The organism is Kitasatospora terrestris, assembly GCF_039542905.1.
GTDB classification, from domain to species: domain Bacteria; phylum Actinomycetota; class Actinomycetes; order Streptomycetales; family Streptomycetaceae; genus Kitasatospora; species Kitasatospora terrestris.
The window spans coordinates 8,541,285-8,559,303 of sequence record NZ_BAABIS010000001.1 but is presented as its reverse complement, the minus strand read 5'-3'; the positions used below and the strand labels follow the sequence as shown (position 1 = coordinate 8,559,303).

Annotated in this window: 10 protein-coding genes and 2 pseudogenes; 4 read left to right on the top strand and 8 right to left on the bottom strand. The window is 67.3% G+C overall.

The window, feature by feature from the left end; translation table 11 throughout:
* Positions 1 to 70: 70 nt before the first annotated feature.
* On the bottom strand, positions 71 to 691 hold the full coding sequence (locus tag ABEB06_RS39140; RefSeq protein ID WP_345694657.1) for a hypothetical protein: 621 nt from the start codon (positions 689 to 691) through the stop codon (positions 71 to 73).
* Between the two features lie 2 nt (positions 692 to 693).
* On the bottom strand, positions 694 to 2,466 hold the full coding sequence (locus ABEB06_RS39135; RefSeq protein WP_345694658.1) for an acyltransferase: 1,773 nt from the start codon (positions 2,464 to 2,466) through the stop codon (positions 694 to 696).
* A gap of 183 nt (positions 2,467 to 2,649) precedes the next feature.
* On the opposite strand from ABEB06_RS39135, the gene ABEB06_RS39130 reads away from it, so the two are divergent.
* Positions 2,650 to 3,510: a hypothetical protein gene (locus ABEB06_RS39130; protein ID WP_345694659.1), complete on the top strand. Its 861-nt coding sequence runs from the start codon at positions 2,650 to 2,652 to the stop codon at positions 3,508 to 3,510.
* Between the two features lie 619 nt (positions 3,511 to 4,129).
* Here the strand turns inward: ABEB06_RS39130 and ABEB06_RS39125 are convergent.
* Positions 4,130 to 5,032 (bottom strand): abortive infection family protein, encoded by a 903-nt coding sequence (locus ABEB06_RS39125; protein ID WP_345694660.1) that lies wholly within the window; start codon positions 5,030 to 5,032, stop codon positions 4,130 to 4,132.
* A gap of 340 nt (positions 5,033 to 5,372) precedes the next feature.
* Between ABEB06_RS39125 and ABEB06_RS39120 the strand changes: the two are divergent.
* Positions 5,373 to 5,506 (top strand): annotated as a pseudogene (locus ABEB06_RS39120) (IS5 family transposase); the annotation flags it as partial.
* Positions 5,507 to 5,752: 246 nt separating this feature from the next.
* Here ABEB06_RS39120 and ABEB06_RS39115 read toward each other — a convergent pair.
* Genes ABEB06_RS39115 through ABEB06_RS39105 form a run of 3 tightly spaced genes read right to left on the bottom strand, consistent with a single transcriptional unit; the run spans position 5,753 to position 7,717 of the window.
* The gene (locus ABEB06_RS39115; RefSeq protein WP_345694661.1) at positions 5,753 to 6,568 is read right to left on the bottom strand and encodes a hypothetical protein; all 816 of its coding nucleotides are present in this window, start codon (positions 6,566 to 6,568) and stop codon (positions 5,753 to 5,755) included.
* On the bottom strand, positions 6,478 to 7,320 hold the full coding sequence (locus ABEB06_RS39110) for a caspase family protein (protein WP_345694662.1): 843 nt from the start codon (positions 7,318 to 7,320) through the stop codon (positions 6,478 to 6,480). The genes ABEB06_RS39115 and ABEB06_RS39110 overlap by 91 nt, the downstream gene beginning before the upstream one ends.
* A gap of 10 nt (positions 7,321 to 7,330) precedes the next feature.
* Positions 7,331 to 7,717: a hypothetical protein gene (locus tag ABEB06_RS39105; RefSeq protein ID WP_345694663.1), complete on the bottom strand. Its 387-nt coding sequence runs from the start codon at positions 7,715 to 7,717 to the stop codon at positions 7,331 to 7,333.
* Positions 7,718 to 8,188: 471 nt separating this feature from the next.
* Between ABEB06_RS39105 and ABEB06_RS39100 the strand changes: the two genes are divergently transcribed.
* Both ABEB06_RS39100 and ABEB06_RS39095 read left to right on the top strand, forming a co-directional pair.
* Entirely contained in the window at positions 8,189 to 8,938 is a 750-nt protein-coding gene (locus tag ABEB06_RS39100) for a transposase family protein (RefSeq protein WP_345694664.1), read from the top strand.
* 148 nt (positions 8,939 to 9,086) lie between these two features.
* Complete coding sequence (locus tag ABEB06_RS39095; RefSeq protein ID WP_345694665.1) at positions 9,087 to 9,482, top strand: hypothetical protein; 396 nt, start codon at positions 9,087 to 9,089, stop codon at positions 9,480 to 9,482.
* 19 nt (positions 9,483 to 9,501) lie between these two features.
* On the opposite strand, the pseudogene ABEB06_RS39090 reads toward ABEB06_RS39095, so the two are convergent.
* Positions 9,502 to 9,840, bottom strand: a pseudogene (locus ABEB06_RS39090) (transposase); the annotation flags it as partial.
* A 520-nt stretch (positions 9,841 to 10,360) separates the two neighbouring features.
* Positions 10,361 to 17,833, bottom strand: a complete 7,473-nt coding sequence (locus tag ABEB06_RS39085; protein ID WP_345694667.1) for a ricin-type beta-trefoil lectin domain protein — start codon at positions 17,831 to 17,833, stop codon at positions 10,361 to 10,363.
* Between the last annotated feature and the right edge of the window lie 186 nt (positions 17,834 to 18,019).

The window sequence follows — 18,019 nt, the reverse complement described above, 5'->3', positions numbered from 1 at the left end:
TGCAGGGATCGCCGCCACAGCGGGCTCGGCGTCTTCCGCACTCTGTGGCCCGGGGGGTGGTGCTGCCGGGTCAGGCGCCGAGGCCGATGTGGGAGACGTAGGTGTAGGCGCCCCAGTCGGAGTCCATGTCGGCGATGATGTCGTCCCAGATCTCTTCGAGCTTGTCGGTGTCGCCGGCGGTGAGGGCGTCGACTGCGTCGTCCCAGACGTAGCGGACCTGGAAGGTGCGCACGCGCAGGTTCTCGCGGCGCCGCGGCTCGTCGACGACGTCCTGGTTGACGGGGTGGATCTCGACACGGGTGCCGCGCCCTGCGCGGTTGAGGTGCTGCTTGAACGCACCGGAGTTCGCGAGGACGTTCGCGGCGCGCAGGTTCCAGTAGGCGGTGTCGATCGCCTCCAGGGTGGCCGGCCTGGGGCGCTGCTTGCCGCGGCGCCAGGCCTTGACGGTGGCGGGCGTGACGGTGACGCCGGCGTCGGCGAGGGCCTGGGCGCCGCCCTTGGTCTCGGTGAGGTAGCGCAGGCGGGCCATGAGGCCGCGGCGGCTGGTGGCGGGGGACTTGATGCCGCCCTCGATGATGAGGCGCTCCAGGGCGTCTTCCAGGGCGCGGGCGAGGGCGAATTTGCCGTGGATGTTGCCGGGGTCCAGGTTCGCGCCGTAGCGGCCGAAGTTCTTCCATCCGTCGGTCGACACGTTCAGGCGCTCCGCTTCCGGCTCGGGGGCAGGGTGTACTGGTCCTTGAGTTTCATCTGGGTGGTCAGGCGGCCTTCGGTGAAGACGGTGCGCCAGTCGGTTTCTCCGGTGACGTGGAGTTCGTCGGTGCCGCGCAGTCGGACGACGGTGAGGCCGGCGGTGTGGGCGCGGTGGGCTTTGTACCAGAGGTTGGCGAAGGCCTGGGAGCGGATGATGTGCATCCAGTCGGGTCGGCGGATGTCGCGGTTGTAGGTGGATTCGCCGATGGTGGAGGCGAATTTGGCGTAGATGGCCTTGACGTACTTCTCGGTCACGGTGTCGCCGTCGGTGATGGCGTTCTCGCGGGCCTGGGTGAGGACGCGGCGGAACTTCTCCAGCAGGCCCTCGGAGGCGCCGGAGGTCCAGGCCTCGGTGATGTGCGGGGCGTCGGCGAGGCCGAGCTTGTGGCAGCGGGCCAGCAGGCGGACGGTGGCGCCGTCCAGGAGCACCGGGCCGGTCTCGTGGCGGTTGCCGATCGGGTCGGGCAGGTGTGGGTGGTCCCAGACGGGGCGCTTGGGCAGCAGGTAGATGCCGGAGCGCTTGGGGTCGAACCCGCCGTCGGGCTGGTGGACCAGGCTGCCGATCGGCAGGTGGCACTTGAGCGCGCTGCAGTAGGCGGCGTTGGTGTCCAGGACATCCACGACCACCCCGCCCTCGCCGCGGCGCACCGCCTCCATCAGCGGGACGTTCTCCCACTTGTGGCGGCCCTCCCACACGTCGTCCGCGCCGCTGCGGGATTTCTTGCTGAGGAATTCCAGGCGGTCCGGATACACCGTGTGCTCGTACGCGGCACCGACCCGGGTCGCCTCGAACAACGCCATCCCGTTCGGAATCGCCTTCTTCTCCAACGCCGCCGAAGCCGCCTCCGTGTCACCGCCGTGCTCCTCCAAGGCCTGATCCACCGCCGAGGTGATCATGTCGAGGTAGTAGCCGAGATCCCGACCCGTACCCGCGTACTCCGAACGAGACAACCCGGCAGCGGCAGGCGCCGGACGGGGCGCAGCCGCGGGAGCCGGGCGGGCCGCGGGCCTGGGCGCAGCGGGCCGGGTGGGCGCGGGCGCCTGCGCCGGGGTGGCCGTGGGGGGCTGTTCGGCCGGGGCGGGGGTGGTCGGGGCGGGGGTGGTCGGGGCGTGCTCGGTGGCGGCCTGGACGAGCGCGGCCGGCGCCTCGGCGGGGGCGGCCTGGACAAGCTGGGCAACGGAGGCAGGGGCGGCAGCGGGAGTGGCGGGGGTGCACCAGCCGCCGAGGTGGATCGGGCGGCCGGCGACACGGTGGCGGACCGGCTTGGCGCAGCGCTCGCACGGCGCCGCCTCGTGGTCCAGGATCTCGCCATCCGGGCCGCGGTCGTAGTCCGCAGGCACCGAGAGCTGCTCGGCAACGGGGGCCGGGGCGGGGGGCTGCACCGGTGCGGCAGCCGGGACGGCGGGCGGGACGGGCTCGGTCGGGGTGGTGGTGAAGCTGGCCGGGACGGCCTGCGGTGCTGCGGCGTGCGGGGGCCAGGTCAGGGACAGGACGGCGTGGGTGGGGCCGGCGAGCAGGTCCAGCGGCGCCATCCCCCAGTGCGCGGCCAGGGCGTCGACCTCATCCAGGGTCCAAGCCTGCGCCCCCGACTGACGACGGGACACCTTGTCCTGCGTCAGACCGACACCCGCGGCCAACTGAGCCTGACTCTCCCCGGTCCGCTGCCGCAGCGCGGCCACCGTGAGCCGCAACGTTTCCAACGTACTGAGTGCCATGCCGACACCCTATCCATATTGCATGGTCAAATTCCATAGAGATGGCGTTGATTCACTGGATTGCGTGGGGTGAGCTGTGACGGAGCACCGCAGTTTGCCAGCGGAGCAGCTTGGTGTGCGACTTCGGTTCCGCATCGCCAAGGCCGGAGGGGTCGGCCGATCCGCTCCTGGTTGAATCAACGGATGAGCGAGCCCTTTGTCGACCTCGCAGTTGTCACAACACCGTCCGGCGTGCTGGTCCTGGGGATGGCCGGCTGGATCGACCAGTGGCCCGAGCATGGCGACCCGCTGTCCGTGCGGGCAACGGCTGCGGCGGAGCAGGGCGGCGGCCACCTCCACGAGCCTGAGGACGGCCCGAGCCAGGAGTGGTTCTGCGAGGCGGTCGCGGTGCCGGCCGCGGCCGGTCGGCCGTTGAAGGTCCGCGCGCAGACGTGGGACTCGTACGACGGGCAGGTCATCGCTCTCCTGGAAGTCGACCTCGGCCTGCCCTGGCCGGGCGATCTTGGCGGAGAGCCGGTCCGTCTCGGTGACCTGCCGGTCGACCGGTGCGGCATGGTCCTCGGGGATGCCCGCGCCCTCGACTCGTTCGTCGGGCTGTCCGGCGAGTCGATCGACGGGCTCGCCGATGTCACCTACTGGGGGAAGTACGAGGACGACGCCCACGCCCGTTTCGGCGGCAAACGGACCCCCCAATACGGCGGCCAGGGGCCCTACGGGAGGCTCGAACTCCCGCTGCGCGAGGCCCACGAGCTCGCCGACCGGATCCGCAGCTGGGCGCCCCGCTCCGGCCTGGTGGTCTCCATGGATGCGCGCACCCACTTCCACCTGCTCCAGCGGGACGGCGAGATTCACCCCCTGCTGGCCGGGCAGATCGAGCTCGACGGGTCCCAGGTCCTGCAGTTGGGCTGGGAGCCGGGTGATCACTCCATGCGCCACCGCGGTGAACGTGCCTGGGACCAGGTCTACGCCGTCACCCTGGAACGGGCCGGCACCACCACCGTGCTGCGCTGGACCATCCCCGCAGAGACCGACGATCCCGAATAGGCAGCCAAGCCGCAGCGCAGTCGGCCGCGCGGAGCAACGGCGGGCGAACAACCGGACGGCACCGCTTCGCAAGGCATCGCGCTCCTCCTTCGCAAACTGCCCTGCACCGCCATGGTGCTGACCAGCAGGTTCTAAACGATCACTCGCAAAGTACGGTGCTCCGTCACAGGCCCCGCCGTTGACGAAGGGGGCCTCCCCACCAGCCGGACATCCCTATGAGAGCCCCTCTCGGGCGCCGAAGGCCCCCTACAGGTGGCTACGCGCGCGACGCGCGATCCCGGCCGGCCTCCGCCGAGTCCCCCGACCCGGGCCCGCGGCCCGTTCGATCGCCCCCGACGAAGCAAGAGGGTGGCAGCACCGGTGCTGCCACCCTGGCAGCGTGGGTGCTGCCTTATATCCAGAACCCGGTCGCTGCGCTTCTCCCGGACGGCCCCAGGCCAGTGCCGGGTGGCTGCGCCCGCGTACGCACGAGACAGCGACTGGCGGCCGGGCTACGTCAGTTCCAGGGCGCCTTGCCGGTACCTCCGCCCACAGAGCGAGCGCCTTCTGGTCGACGGCGCCGATACTGACCTTCGCGCAGAACGCCGCAGCGTCCTTGGTGAACCTCAGCCAGCCGGGTTCAGGTGGTCGTGCCGTCAGCAGATTGCACCGGCAGTTTCCGCCAGGGCGCGTCAGGGTCAGCGAGGGTGTCGAGCATCAGCTCGCACCAGGTAGCCGCGGTACCGACGGCGAGGCGTGCATGGCGCGGCCCCAGGCCCGTCGGAGCCACCAGTCGGCCATGGCCGGTGCCGAAGCGGTTGCGAAGTTCAGCCACCCCCACCGCCGCCGAGGTAAGAGCGCCAAGGACTCGCCTGATGGATTCCGCATTGTCGGGACTGTCACCGGACCGAGGGCCGGGGAGCGCCCCGGGGTGGAGGAGCAGCGACTGCTGGGCCTGCTTGACGAGCGCCGGAACGTCATGGCGATCGTCGACGGGAAGGCCTCGCTGCAGCAGGACGAACTTGGCGGTGGCCTCGATCAGTTGCTTCGCTGCGCCAATGGCGTCGTCGGGGTAGTCGGCGCCGAAGCGGCGCAGACGGTCGAGCTCGGCCTTGATTCCGGAGGCGCCTGACAGCGCCTCTGCCCGAACGGTGAGGCCGGCGACGCGTGGGGGGTGAATACGCAGGTCATCGTCGAGCAGACAACCGGTGCGGGCGAAAGCCTCCCGCAGGTCAGCAAGGGTGTCGGAGTCCAGTCCGGTGTCGTTGAACCGTCTGACGTCGCGGTCCACCCTGCGCAGGAGACTCTCGAAGACGCGTAGGGCACGCCGGGCTTGGTCTTCGTCGGTCCAATCGACGGCCGAGGCGTAGGAGTCGAAGGTTTGCTTGCGGACGCCTCCTTCACCTTCGGCGGTGAAGTCCGGATTCGGCGCGAAGTGCTCGTTCTCCCAGTACTCGCAGATGGCGGCCTGCGCGAGGCCGCTCATCAGCCCCCGAATGGCGTTGCGTGCGGCGCGGGCGATCAGATCGGAGGTGGGAGCCATGGCAGGACTGTAGAAGCTGGCGCGGACGGGCGCTCGGGTTTTCCCGGTGCGCGGTCTGATGCGTTCTGCTCGACCGCGGCGACGGCCTCGGTCAGGCAGTCAGGCAGTGAGTGCTGGAGGCCGGCCGAACGAAGGCGGCGGATCAGGCAGAGTCGGCCATCGTGGGCCGGGACCGCGCACACCCGCACCCGCGGGCCGCCCGGTCACCGTGTTGGTGGTTACCGGCGCGCCCAGGCCGGACAGACGGGTTAGTGCCTGGCCATCTGGACGACCACCCCGCCCGGAGTGTGGTGCTCGCTCGATCTTCTCTGCACCAAGTCGGGTAGGGCCTTTCGCCGACTGGCTCCACCGACGCGTCGCCCGCAGCTACGAGGCCCTCCCGGCCGCTCCGGAGCCATGATCTACATCGCCATGATCGGCCTCATGACCCGCCGACTCAGCGGCGAGACCACCCCGACCTGGCGCGGCACCTGAGCTCCGAAGTCAGGGACGAAAACGCCCAGTCACACCGTCGGATACCGCCACCGCAACAAACCCAGGCAAACCGGGATGCTTCACCTTGACGAGCCGAAGTCAGTAAACGCTGAGCTGGTGGGCGGCGACAGTGCCGCGGAGCCGATCGCAGCAAGCGCCATCTTCTCCACCGACGATAGGACGAATGCCCGAGGCGTGGGCGTCGAGCGCACACCGTTGCACGACGCCCAATTCGCCGCGGTCGGGTTAGAAGAAGTCAATGTCCCGGCCCTGCCGGTGCTCTGTCCTCAGGCGGAAAGGACCGAACTTCCTGTATTCGACCCGCTGCATGTAGCCGGGTCCTTTTACTTCGTGGACCTCATGGTTTGGTGTGCGTGCACGGGCTATGGCTCCAACGATGGTTACTCCGACGGTTTCGAACAGTGTGACTAGCACGCCGCCCCAGCCGGAGGGGAGACCGACGGGGAATGCCGCAAGACCAGAAATCCATCCTCCGAGGCGGAGGCTCGCGGGTGCCAGCCAGATTACCTCGGCGGCGAGCGCGAAGAACGGGAGTGCCATGGCGGCGCCGAGCAAGAGGCGGCGGAGGGGATTTCGGCGGGTCGGTTTTCCCCAGGAACGCATTTGCTCCTCCACGATCAAGCTTTTCATGCTCTCTGCCCCCCAGACTGACGCCTTGATCGTTCCGACAATCACGGCGAAAGAGGTGGCGTTGAGGACTGCGGCGCAGATCGCCAGTGCCAGGAATTTACCGCCATTGTTGGGCAGGGTGAAGCCGGGAACCCAGAACGATGCCGTCCACAATCCGATCGCCCCTCCGACGACCCCGAACAGGAGGGTCAGGACCCGCAGCAGTTCTCGGAAGGTTCGGGCCCGAGAACTGTTGCTGCGGGCCGCTATTTCTCGGTCCCTCTCGCTCGCGGCCCTCAGCTCGGCTGCCTCGGCTTCTGACTCCCGCATTCGGCGGGCGGCTATGGCGAGTGCCTGCCGTTCCGTGGGACTGGACACCTCGCCGCCGCCGTTGATCGCCTGGTCAAGTGCTTTTTCGGCCAGTTCTGCCATTCTGGCGGCATTCGGGTTGCGGGCCAGCGCGAAGCGCTTTCCCTCGGCTGAAGTGACGCTCCACGTTGGTGTCTGGCTGGTATCCGCTTGGAAACCCAGCTGCTGATGAAGCTGTACAGTTCGTCGACGCTGACGATGCCGTCCTCGTCGAGGTCGGCCTCTCCAGTTCGCAGACCGTGTACGACTGCGGAAGTGAATACCGAGGCTTCGCCCCTGGCTCTGCTGGCGAGGTTGTCTCCGGGTGCGGATTCGTAGCTGTACTGAAGTGAGGTGGAGGAGGTGATGACGACCCGGCCACTGCCTTCGAAGGTCTCCGTGAGCTCGATTTTCTCCTGCTTGTCGCCGCGGGCACGCATTCCTCTGTTGAAAGCTCCGCTGTAGCAGCAGTCGAGCAATAGGATAATGCGCCGGCTACGGCTCTGATCTATCCAGTCGGCAACAAAGTCGGCGCTGACCGAAGTGGCAGCGAGCGAGTCGAACTCGCTGTCCTTGGTGACGAAGTGCAGCCGGTTACGGAGGTCCTTGTGTCCATGGCAGGACAGGTGCAACAGCAGGGTGTCTTCGCTGGTAGCGGATTTGAAGAAATGCTCGATCGACTTCATCCAGCTTCGTGCCGAGCCGTTGAACAGGACGTTCACCTCGAACTCGCCGATCGCAGAGTCGCTGAGAACGCCCTGGAGTTGTGCGGCGTCGGCTGCTGCACGAGGAAGGGGGTCGAATTTGGGGTCGTCGTATGTCTCGGTGGCCAGCACCAGGGCCCGCCTAGCCATCGGATGCCTCCGCGCCGCTGGTGGAAGCGAGGTGCGCGAGGAAGGCTTCGACGTTCCGTCGGCGCTCGGCGGGTGATCCTGACTCCAGGATCAGTTCGTTGTCACCGATCCGGAGCGTGACCTTGCCCGAGGTGCGGCGGGCCAGCCAGTCCTGGACCAGCAGGATCAGCGATCGGACGGCAGGCGCTCCCGCCAGGCTCAAGATGAGGGAGCTGTAGAGGGTGGTGTCAGCAGCCCGAGTGCCGTGGGGAGCCAGCGGTGCCGGAGCGTGTTCCAAGTGCAGCAGTGGAAGCTGATGGAGCTCTTCGAGCAGCGACTCCATCTCGCGTTCGGTTGCCTCCACGCCGTCCGGATCACTGAAGACCAGGCCGACATCCACCGACCCCAGTGCTCGATTCACTACGCCCCCCAAGGTGGGAATTCAAGGTGCGGACAGGTTCCCACAAGAGGATTGCCGCCGAGGGGAGTTGATCGGATTGCACTCGAATTGGCGTAGGTGCGGAACGCGCGCGTCGACCGCACCATCGCGGTGACGTGCAGCGGACTCTGCAGAGTCTGTCCATAGGCGCGCCGCGCTGCTGGAGCTGTCCATCGCGCGGGCCAGCGCGCGGTCGCGGCGGTGGGTCCGGCCTACCAACGGGTGAGGTGTTCCCCGAGCGCGCGGCGCAGCAGGGCAAGGGCTGCGTCGGCGGCCGGGCAGAGCAGAGGCTCGCCGCTGGCAGTGAGCGTTTTCAGCGCGGGCACCGATCGGGTGACGGCTGGGTGACGTCAGCGGGCAGCGAAACGAGCGAGGCTCTCCGGCGGTTGAGTGAGATGTCTGACGTCTCAACTCGGTGGCCGGAGAGCCTCGTTGGTTGTCTATCCTGCATCACTTGACCTGCCGCACGCGCTGGTGGAGTGGGTCACCATGCTGATTGTCACCCGTGAGGGTGACCGGCGCTGCAAGCTCCGGCCGTCGCAACGCGCGATCGTCGCGCTGGTGTACCTGCGCAAGCACGACACGCTCGCGCAGATCGCGGCCGGGTTCGGGATCAGCGTGGGTACGGCCCACGCCTACGTTCGTGCGGTGACCGGGCATCTCGCCCGCAAGGCGCCGGGGCTGACCCGGGCCCTTCGCGAGACGGACGGGGCATACGTACTGGTCGACGGCACCCTGGCCGAGTGCGACCGGGTCGGCGACGGCCGTGCCGATTACAGCGGCAAGCACCGCCGCCACGGCGTGAACCTGCAGGTCATCACCAATCCCGTTGGCAAGCTCGCGTGGATCTCACGACCGCTGCCGGGCCGAATCCACGACCTGACCGCGGCCCGGCACCACCGGATCGTCGAGACCTGCGCCCGGCTGCGGATCCCGGCGCTCGCGGATCTGGCCTATACCGGAGCCGGCCCAGGCGTCGCCGTTCCGGTTCGCCGCCGGCCCAAACGCGAGCTGACCGCGAAGGAGAGGTCCCTGAACAAGGCCCATGCCAGGCTCCGCTGTCCGGTCGAGCGCGGCGTCGCCACCCTCAAGCATTGGCGCATCTTCCGACACGCCCGCTGCAGCCCCAACTGGCTCACGTCAGCCGCCAGGGCGGTCCTCACCCTGGAGAGGCAACGCTGAAAATGCTCACTCATCCAGAACTGTCGCTGGCGACCATCAGCCGATGTTCCACGAGGCCAGGTAGGTCCGTTTCCGGGCAGCGGTAGTTCCACCCCGACCTCTACAGGCCACGCCGGCCGCCCGCCGGATCGACCCCGGCCTGACCGAGATGCTCAGCAATCCGGCCCTGACCGGCATGCCGCCGGCCGACTTAGAACGCCTGGTGGCAGTCTCCGAGCCGTACTGGGACGCCCTCGCCGAGGCCGCCTTCCAGCGGCGCTTCCACCGTCCCCGCAGCTACCTCCACCCGCAGACCAGCAGCATCGACCACTACCACCGCCTCCTGGCAGCCCTGTTACGCCGCCGCAGGGCGATCACCAGCACTCTCATGGCCCAGCTGCTGGGCGTCACCCGCACCAACCTCTCCAACCAGTTCCAGGACGGCCACCGGCTCCTGGACCTGCACTGCATCGACGTCACGCCTTTGCCCGGACCGCCCGCCCGAACCCTCCAACAGCTCCAAACCCTTCTGCCCGAGTCCGCCGGCAAGGGAGATCCAACCTGACAGTTATTCAGATACAAGCCCCAGCAGTGCCCGAGTACTGGCGCTGCACGCCGGCCGAGACGGTGCCCTTCTTCACGAAGCTCGTGTCGTCGAGGATCAGGACACCGTCAGGGGTGCCGAGTTGCTCACCGATGTAGGCCTGCAGGTCATCGCGGACCTCATCCGCGCTCCAGTAGGCGCGGGCGAGCAGGTGCTGCAGCCGATGCGGGGCCGGGTGCCCGGCGAACTGCTGCCAGCTGTTCTTTCGCCCCACCGGACCCAACAGTCCGCACACGTAGTCCCGCATCCGCCTCCGCGGCTCCACCCGCGTGAAGCGAGCCCCGATCCGCAGGAAGAGTTCGGTCAGTTCCCGTCCCACACATCCGTCAGATCGTCGCTCACACTGAGGGTCTGTCCGCGGCGCTGCCACTACATGCGCCGCGGCCACTCGTTCGCGCGACATCCCCGCGAACACCCCTCCACCCCCGGCGCGGCCCGGCTACACTCACCGCCACCGGGCCGCTGACAAGGGAAAACGAAGAACTCTCACTGGAGTATCAACGCGCGCGACCCATCAGATCCTTCACACTCCGCCGGAAAATTACCCGTTCCAGGCTAATATGATGGCGGCCCACCACTAAAGTGGTGGGCCGCCATCATATTGCGCTAGAGCTGCCCGAGATACTCGTAAAGTGTATCTGATTCAGCTTCTCCCAGCAGGTCCAAGAAGGTCTGGAACTGAACGAAATTAGACCGCTGGATAGTTCCTTCAGCTGGCCAGATCGCGTCACATTCCGAGCACTTTGCAATCGACAGAGAGAACCGGGTCACTTTAACCCTCTCAATAACTCCCTGACCGCACCTAGGGCATTCAACCACTTGAAGCTCCAATCAATATTTTAGTATGGGTAGGCGGTGATGACTTCAGTTGTGCCTGGCTTTACAATGATCCTGATCGACATTTGACCATCACTTCCGACCACTCGCCCCATATTAACAACATACGCGCCAGGATCCCCAGGTTCGGCAGCACCCCTTCGCGTCCACGCCTCATCCACAAGCTCTAGCGGGCTCGCATTTCCAGAAAAAATGCTGTGATTGCTCTTATTCTTCACAGGCTCTGCCGTGTGGGCGCCAAGATGGAATATGCGATGCTTCTCTCCGCCATTCATTGGCCCGTAAATCAAGCCGGCGGGAGTCTGCAAATTGCCACCTCCGATGTCCGTTAGCTCGAAGCAGCCGGAATTGTGCACGAGGATCGGAGTCTCGCCCGCCAGCACATAATATGTATGAATATTTGCAATTGCAAGATTATATGCGGGTTGAGCGCGGACGATCTGGGAGCTAACCGCAACGACCATTGCCGCGCCAGTCGTCGTTTTTACTCGATCGCCGACTTTCAGGTCGCCTGCGTCGGTCCAGCGGCGCTTGGCCTCATTCCAGTAAGGGTGGTGAGTTGTTGAAGTGATGGTACCTATTGCCAGAGTTTCAGCGTTGATGACGCTGAGTGTGGTGAATTCGGTGTCGTCGGGGGTATAGATGACAGCTGCGACTCGTCCAGTACCAGATCTGTGATTCTCAGGATCAGCCGCGAGAACGACATCACCTTCGCCAATATCCTCTATCGGCTTCGCACTTCCATCGGCGAGAAGCACGTACGTTCCTGGCGGAAAACTATTAGGACACCCCTTCGACTCCCTTCCCGGTCGCGGATCGATCTTTTTGAGCTTAGCTAGCCCCTTTCCGACGACCGAGGTGAGAAATGCAACGTCGCCGCCCTCAAATACGGGAAGATTCTCCCATTCCCAATTGCTGAGTTCCTCCCAGAGCTCTTGAAAAGTGGGGGAATTCTTACACTCGGGCATCTTCTGGCAGGCGTTAAGGGCAGATGCCGCCCACTGATGGCGATCCTCGGTCGGGTCCTCCCCGAACACGTAGTGGTTCTTCTTCTGATAGTCCCTAACGTAGTCGTTGGTCTTTTCTGAAAGCTTCTTGAACATGCTGGTGGGTGAAATCTTCACCCCGTTACCAAGGATTGCTTTTTGAGTCTTAGATATTGTTACGCTCCAGCCGCCATGATCTGTCGGCGCCCAGATTTCTTGAACGAGCTGCCCCTCCGGGGTTTGACACTGTCCAAATCCACCGCAAGTCCCCTCGGGGCGGAGTCCGCTGGGGTCACTGAGGTTGACCGGGTTGTTGTTGCTGTAGGCGTAGCCGTTCCATTGCTGGGGGTCGGCCGGGTCGAGAATGAAGTCGGGGTTGATGAAGCGCCCGGTGGTGGGTTGATATTGGCGGGCACCGAGGCTGGTGAGTCCGGTGGTGTCGTCCTTGGTGCCGCCAACGTAGCCGTGGGTTCCGGCCCAGGTGGTGGGCTGCGTGCCGCGGGATTGGCCGAAGGGGTCGGTGGGACGTCGGGTCTCGATGAGGGTGGTGGCGTCGAGGGCGAGGCCTGCGGTGCCGTGGTGGTCGCTGACCTGCCAGGTGGAGGTGGTGCCCTGGCGGACCAGGGTGAGGCCGCCGGGCATCTGGTAGTAGCGGGTGCCCTTGGTGGTCTTGGCGACGGTGTCGTAGGTGAGTTCGTCACCGCCGCCTAGGGTGATGGTGTTCTTGCCGGGGTTGCGGCGGATCAGCTGGTTGCCGTCCGCGTCGTAGACGTAGGTGGTGGCGTTGTCGGGGACGGTCCACTTCTGGCCGGCCGGGACGGTGGTGCCGCAGGTGTTGACGACGGTGTCGGTGCCGGATGTGGTGACGTCGCCGGGGACGGCGAGGCACAGGTTGGTGCCGGCGTTAAGGATGGTGCCGTCGGCGCGGGGGGTCCAAGTCTGGTTGGCGGCTCCGGTGCAGGGCTGGAGCTGGACGGCGGAGCCGTCGGTGGTGCCCATGGGGGTGAGGCACTTGCCCATGATCTTGAGCCGCCCGCCGGTGGTGGCGAACTTCTGGGCGCCACTGGTGCTGCAGCTCGTGATCTCGGCGGGGGTTCCGTCGGTGCTGAGGCTGCCCTGCATGTAGAGGCACTTGCCGCCGACGCCCTGGATCTGGACGGAGGGGCGGTCGGTGTCGAGCTTGCCTTCGCTGTTCCAGGTGAAGTTGTCGTAGCCGGTGGCGTATGAGTACTGGGTGGCGGTGTTTCCGGCGGCGTCGTAGGTGTAGGTCCGGTAGTTGCTGGTCGAGCCGTTGACGACGGTGGTTCCGCTGATCAGGCCGTGGGGCCCGCCGTAGCCGTTGCCGTTGTTGACGGTGCCGGTGGAGGTGAAGGCCTGGGTGGTGGTGGCGTCCTTGGTGGTGTCACCGGCCACGTCGTGCTGGGTGAGGGTCTTGCGGTTGCCGGTGAGGTCGTAGGTGTAGTCCTGCCAGTAGGGGACGCTGCCGCCGGCGGTGGTCTTGGCGGGGGCGACGGCGCCGCTGGTGGGTGTGGTGTTGGCGCAGGCGCCGAGTCCGCCGACCTTGGGCTGGGGCTGCATGACCAGTGCCCCGGTGTCGGTCCATGCGGTGGTCAGCCGGTTGAGGTAGTCGTAGCTGAAGCACTGCAGGTCGGTCGCGGACGGGGTGTTGTCGGGAATGCTGCGGATCGCGGTGATCCGCCCCGAGGGGTCGTAGGCGTAGGTGGTCTGCTGGACCGCGCCAGTGGCGGCAGTCTGCTTGTCCACGTACTGGGCCAGCTGACGGCCCGTCGACTCGTCGAAGGTGTTGGTGACGACGATCTGGGTGCCCCACGGGTTGACCGTGGTGCGGCTGGAGCGGCCGTAGGCGTCGTAGTCGTTCGCCAGGTCGTAGGTCGTGCTCGCTGAGCCGTAGTGGCCGAGGAGTCCCCAGCCGTCGTAGCCGTAGCTGACGGTCTCACCGGCGATGTCACCGACCGTGGAGCGGTTGTCTGCGGTCAGCAGACCGGTCACCGGGTCGAACGCGGCCTGGTAGGTGTAGGTGAACGGAGCCGGCGGCGGGGAGGCGGGTGCCACCTCCGTGCCGGGGATCGTGATAGTGCTCTTGGTGGGGTGGTAGGCCGTGTCGTACGTCAGAACGGCGGAGGTGTAGGCGTTGCCGGCGGCTCCGCCGACGTAGCGGGTGGAGGTGGAGGGCAGTCCCTTGAGGATCGTGTCGTAGGTGCGGGCGGTCAGCTGCTTCGACGAGTCGACCGCGGTGCCGTCGTAGGTGGCGGTGGGCCGGCCGAGCAGGTCGTAGGTGCTGGTGATGGTGCGGCCGCGGGCATCCGTCGTGGAGGAGACCCGGCCCGCGGTGTCGTAGGCGGTGGTGCTGGTGCCGGTGTCGGGGTCGGTCGACGTGGTCTTCCGGCCACGGATGTCGTAGCCGTAGGTCCACGTGTTACCGGCCGCGTCCTTGCGGGTCGCGGGCAGTCCGGCCGCCGTGTAGGTGTAGGTGGTGACGTCGGCGTCGGTGGCGATGCCGGTCGCGGTGGCGGTCTTGTACTGCCACAGCTGGGCGGTGCGACCTCGGGAGTCGGTCACCGTGCTGGTCGGCGTCGCCCCGGTGGGCGGGGTCAGGTCGGTGCGGTCCACACCGGGGTAGGCCGCGGTCGTGGCCGTCTGGACGACACCATAGGCGACGAACTCCGTAGTCACCGGTCGACCGAGGCCGTCGTAGACGGTGTGGGTCTGGTTCGGGACCTCTGCAGTGGTGGTCTGGTACAGCGTCGTGCCGGGCGCGGCAGTGTCGTTGTACCAGGGGTTGTTGACCCGGACCGTACGCCCCTGGGAGTCGTAGACGGTGTCGGAGATGATCCGGCCGTGGTACGACGTCACCGCAGGAGGGGACTGGGTCTGCATGGTCCGGCCCAGACCGTCCATGATCTGCGTAGACGACACCGAGGTATAGGTGTCACCGGTGCCGACACCCACCAGGCTGGTGGTGGTCGTGGTCGGCGGAACGGCCTTGCCGGCCACGATGCCCGGCACCGCGTAGCTGTACGCGGTGTTCGGCGACAGCGTGGTGGCGCGGCCGGGCAGCCACACACCGGTGGTGCGGCCGAGCGCGTCGTAGCCGACCGTGGTGACCCGCCCGTTGGGGTCGGTCACGCTCTTCGGCAGGGCACGGGCCGTGTCCAGCGCGGTGACCGTGGTGCGCCCTGTGCCCTCGTCACTCGCTCCGGCCGGAGCGGGACTGGTCACGGACAGCGAGTTCGGCAGCTCACCCGCCTGACGTGCCGAGTAGGCCGTCGTGACGGTGGCGCCGCTGAGATGCGCGCTGTCGACCGTCTTCGGGTCGGTAATGGTCAGAACACGACCGTAGCCGTCGTAGGTGAGCTTCGCGTCGGTGGTGAACACCGCCGTTGCTCCGTTGAAGCTGTCGATGCTCGTCGTTGACGTCACCTCGGCCTTCGCAGCGAGGCCTCCGAGGTTCTGGCCGTCGTAGTAGACGCGCTTCCAGGACGCGGTGTTCTGTGTCCCGGGGGTGGCGGTACACGCGTTGCTGCCCGTGACGCTGAGCTGCTCCGAGACGAGGGCCGCAACCTGCGGGTCCGGCCCCGACGCGTACGAGAACCGCGCGCACACGTCCGGAACGCCGTCGGCCGTGGAGAGGAGCGTGAGCGTGCGGTTGGCGTGCGCGCTGTCCGTGGTGGTCGTCGTGGAGGCAGCCATCCACGAGCCGTCGGCCTTCAGCGACTTCGAGGTCGAGACCGTGCTCGTCGCGCCGTAGCGGGCGATCAGCGCGGGGAGAGAGCCCCGGCTGTGGGTGGCCGTGGTGACAGGGTTGCTGCTGGTGTTGAGAGTGTAGGCGGTGAGGGTGCCGGAGGCCTGGGTGAAGGTGTCGTCCTCGACGACCTGGCCGCTGAGCCAGTCGTAGTCGGTCACCTGGCCGCTCTTGGGGCCGCCGACCGTCGAGGTCCGAGTACCGGCGGTGGTGACGTCCCCGTACATGCCCTGGTGGTAGTACGTCGACTTTTGGGACTTGGGGCCGTCGGTGCCGCTGCCAGCGGTGCTGGTGACGCTGGCGTAGCCGCGGAACTGGTCCCAGGTGCGGTCCTTGGTGTCGGTGAGGGGGGAGTCGTTGCGGTGCCAGGCCGCCGCGCCGTAGGTGTAGGCGGTGGTCATGGGGACGGCGCCCGGGGTGCCGGGGTTGACCGTGACGGTCTTGACCGGGTAGCGCTGGAACCAGTCGTCGACGGGGTCGGCGCCGGGCTGCTCGTTGGGCTGGTGCCACTTGACGTTGTAGCAGGAGCGGGTGTCGGTGTCGGCCGTGGCCGGCATGACGTTGTTGGTGCGGGAGCAGTCGGCGGGGTAGTAGTCGACGCCGATGGTGCTGCCGGTCTCGGTGGTGATCAGCTGGATGCGGGGCCGGTTGTAGGCGGGGCGGGAGGGCACGAGGTTGGTGCCGTCGACCCGGTTGGCCAGGAGCATCTCGGTGAAGGAGACCGGCGGCAGGGTGATCGCGGTGGCGGAGGCCTGGGTGTCCTTGCCGGTGCGCTGCACGGAGCCGAGCCAGGGGACCTGGGTGGACTCGGTGGTGTTGACGACGTTGACGAACCGGTGGGTCAGGGCGTAGGAGTCGACGTCCTGGTAGGTGCCGTTGTTGCGGACCTGGGTGGTGATGCTGCTCAGCCACTTGCTGGTCCAGAACGAGGGCCCGTAGTTGGTGCAGGTGCCGGTGGAGGCGCACTGCTGGTCCATGGGGACGTCGGGCCAGTTCGCGGCGTTCGCCGTGGTGCGGTTGGCCGGGGCGCAGGCCGCGACCGAGGTGACGCAGCGTTCGTCGGAGGTGAAGACGATCTTCGCTGCGGGGTTGTAGGCGCCGTTCGCGGTGATCTGGTCGGAGAGCAGCTGGCCGTAGCCGATGGAGGTGAGGACGCCGCCGCGGGTGTAGGAGCTGTTGACGCCGGTGCCGCTGTTCTGGCCTGCGCCGCGGGCGTAGAAGTTCGCCTCGGGCGTGTAGGTGTAGGTGATCAGGTTGCCGTGCGGGTCGACGACGTAGTCGAGGTTCCACCGCCAGGCGGTCTGGCACCAGGACGCCTTGCCCTTGGCCGAGTCGTAGCAGGGGTCGCCGCTGTTGGGCGAGTACACCGGAACAGTCCACGCGGACCCGGAGTCCGGGCCCTTGGTGGACGGGTTGCCGGCCGCGTCGGGCAGGTGCGCCAGGCCGAAGTAGTAGACGGTGCCGCTGGTGTCGGTGACCTTGATGTAGGAGCCGTTCCAGGTGCCGTTGGAGGCGCCGGTGAGGAACTGCACCTTGCTTCCGTCGTCGCCCTTGAGCCGCCACGTGCACGCGGACTGCTCCATCGTGGCCGCGGCACCGGCCTGGCAGGAGGCGTCGTCCGGGACGAGCTCACCGGAGTGCCCGGCCAGCGAGAGGGTCAGGTTCGCACCCGCCCAGCATTGGTCGCCGGAGCCGGCGATGCCGTCCTTCGAACAGGGCTGGTAGGTCCGCTCGACGAAGCCCGAGCTGTAGTCCCAGCCGTCACCGATCCACGACGCCTGCGAGTTCGTGGCGGACGTCTTGCCGTCCACCGACGACGAGTCGTACCCCAGCGCCACCTGCGGCGCAGCGCCACCGAGCGAGGACGGCGCCTGGATCGGGTAGGCGTAGGTGAAGGAACCCGAGGACGAGCCCGCGGCCCATGCCTGGGAGATGTTCAGCGGGGTTGCGGAGTAGGTACCCGCACCACTGGTGGTGCCGGCGACCGCGGCCAGCACCATCGGCTGCGCGGCGGTGCCGGCCTGGACGGACTGGATGCGCGTCTGCCCGGACACACCGTCGCCGGGGAGCGTGACGTCGGCGCTGAGCCTGCCGGTCGTGGCGTCGAGGTGGGATTCGACCGGGGTCTGCTGCAGACAGCCCGCCACCTGCGGGGTGGTCAGTGCGCACTCCGGCAGCGCCACGATCCGTGCGCGTGCGGCCCAGCCGGCGCCGTAGCTCTCGGCGAGCTTCGACACGTCCAGGCTCACCCGCACCGGGCCCGGGGGGCTCTTCGCCTCACCACGGGTCAGCTTCAGGACCGGACCGGGGACACCGGCCGCGCCGACGGTCTTCGGATCCACGAAGTCGACACCGACGGACTGCTCGCCGGCCGACGAACCGGCCAGCGGGGCCAGCGTGACCGGCAGGCCGGAGACCTCGGTCGCCGATCCGGTGGACGGCGCCTGGCCGGCGGCACGGGAGGCTGCCGCGGCCGGGGCCTTGCCCAGGCGGACCTCGGCGTGACCCTGCGGGGCCTTGCGCGGGCTCTTCGGCGGCTGCCACGTCGGCGGCACCTCGTGCGCGGGCTTGGTCACCGCGACCGGCTGGACGTCCTTGCCGTTCACGGACTTCGTCCGGGGCAGCGCAGTGTTGGACGGGGTCCACTTGCGCGAGTAGTCGGGCCCTGCCGCGACGGCGACCGACACCGGCGCGACGAGTGAGGCAAGCAGGCCGACCGCTGTCACTACGGACAGTCTGCGTATTGCTGATGACTGGGTAAGTCGTTTCCTATTTACCCGATTTAGTGGTGACACAGAGTTTCCCCTACTCCCGAGTTAATCTCGGAAAGTGATCATGAATTGGGCGGGCGAGCTTATCAAGATCACATATGTGCAGGTCAATGGCTTGACAGTCAGTCAGGTTGTGACTTA

Excerpts from the sequence above, each read along its gene's own strand:
- ABEB06_RS39135 (WP_345694658.1), bottom strand. The coding sequence starts at position 2,466 with ATGGCACTCAGTACGTTGGAAACGTTGCGGCTCACGGTGGCCGCGCTG.
- ABEB06_RS39130 (WP_345694659.1), top strand. The coding sequence starts at position 2,650 with ATGAGCGAGCCCTTTGTCGACCTCGCAGTTGTCACAACACCGTCCGGC.
- ABEB06_RS39125 (WP_345694660.1), bottom strand. The coding sequence starts at position 5,032 with ATGGCTCCCACCTCCGATCTGATCGCCCGCGCCGCACGCAACGCCATT.
- ABEB06_RS39115 (WP_345694661.1), bottom strand. The coding sequence starts at position 6,568 with ATGGCAGAACTGGCCGAAAAAGCACTTGACCAGGCGATCAACGGCGGC.
- ABEB06_RS39095 (WP_345694665.1), top strand. The coding sequence starts at position 9,087 with ATGCTCAGCAATCCGGCCCTGACCGGCATGCCGCCGGCCGACTTAGAA.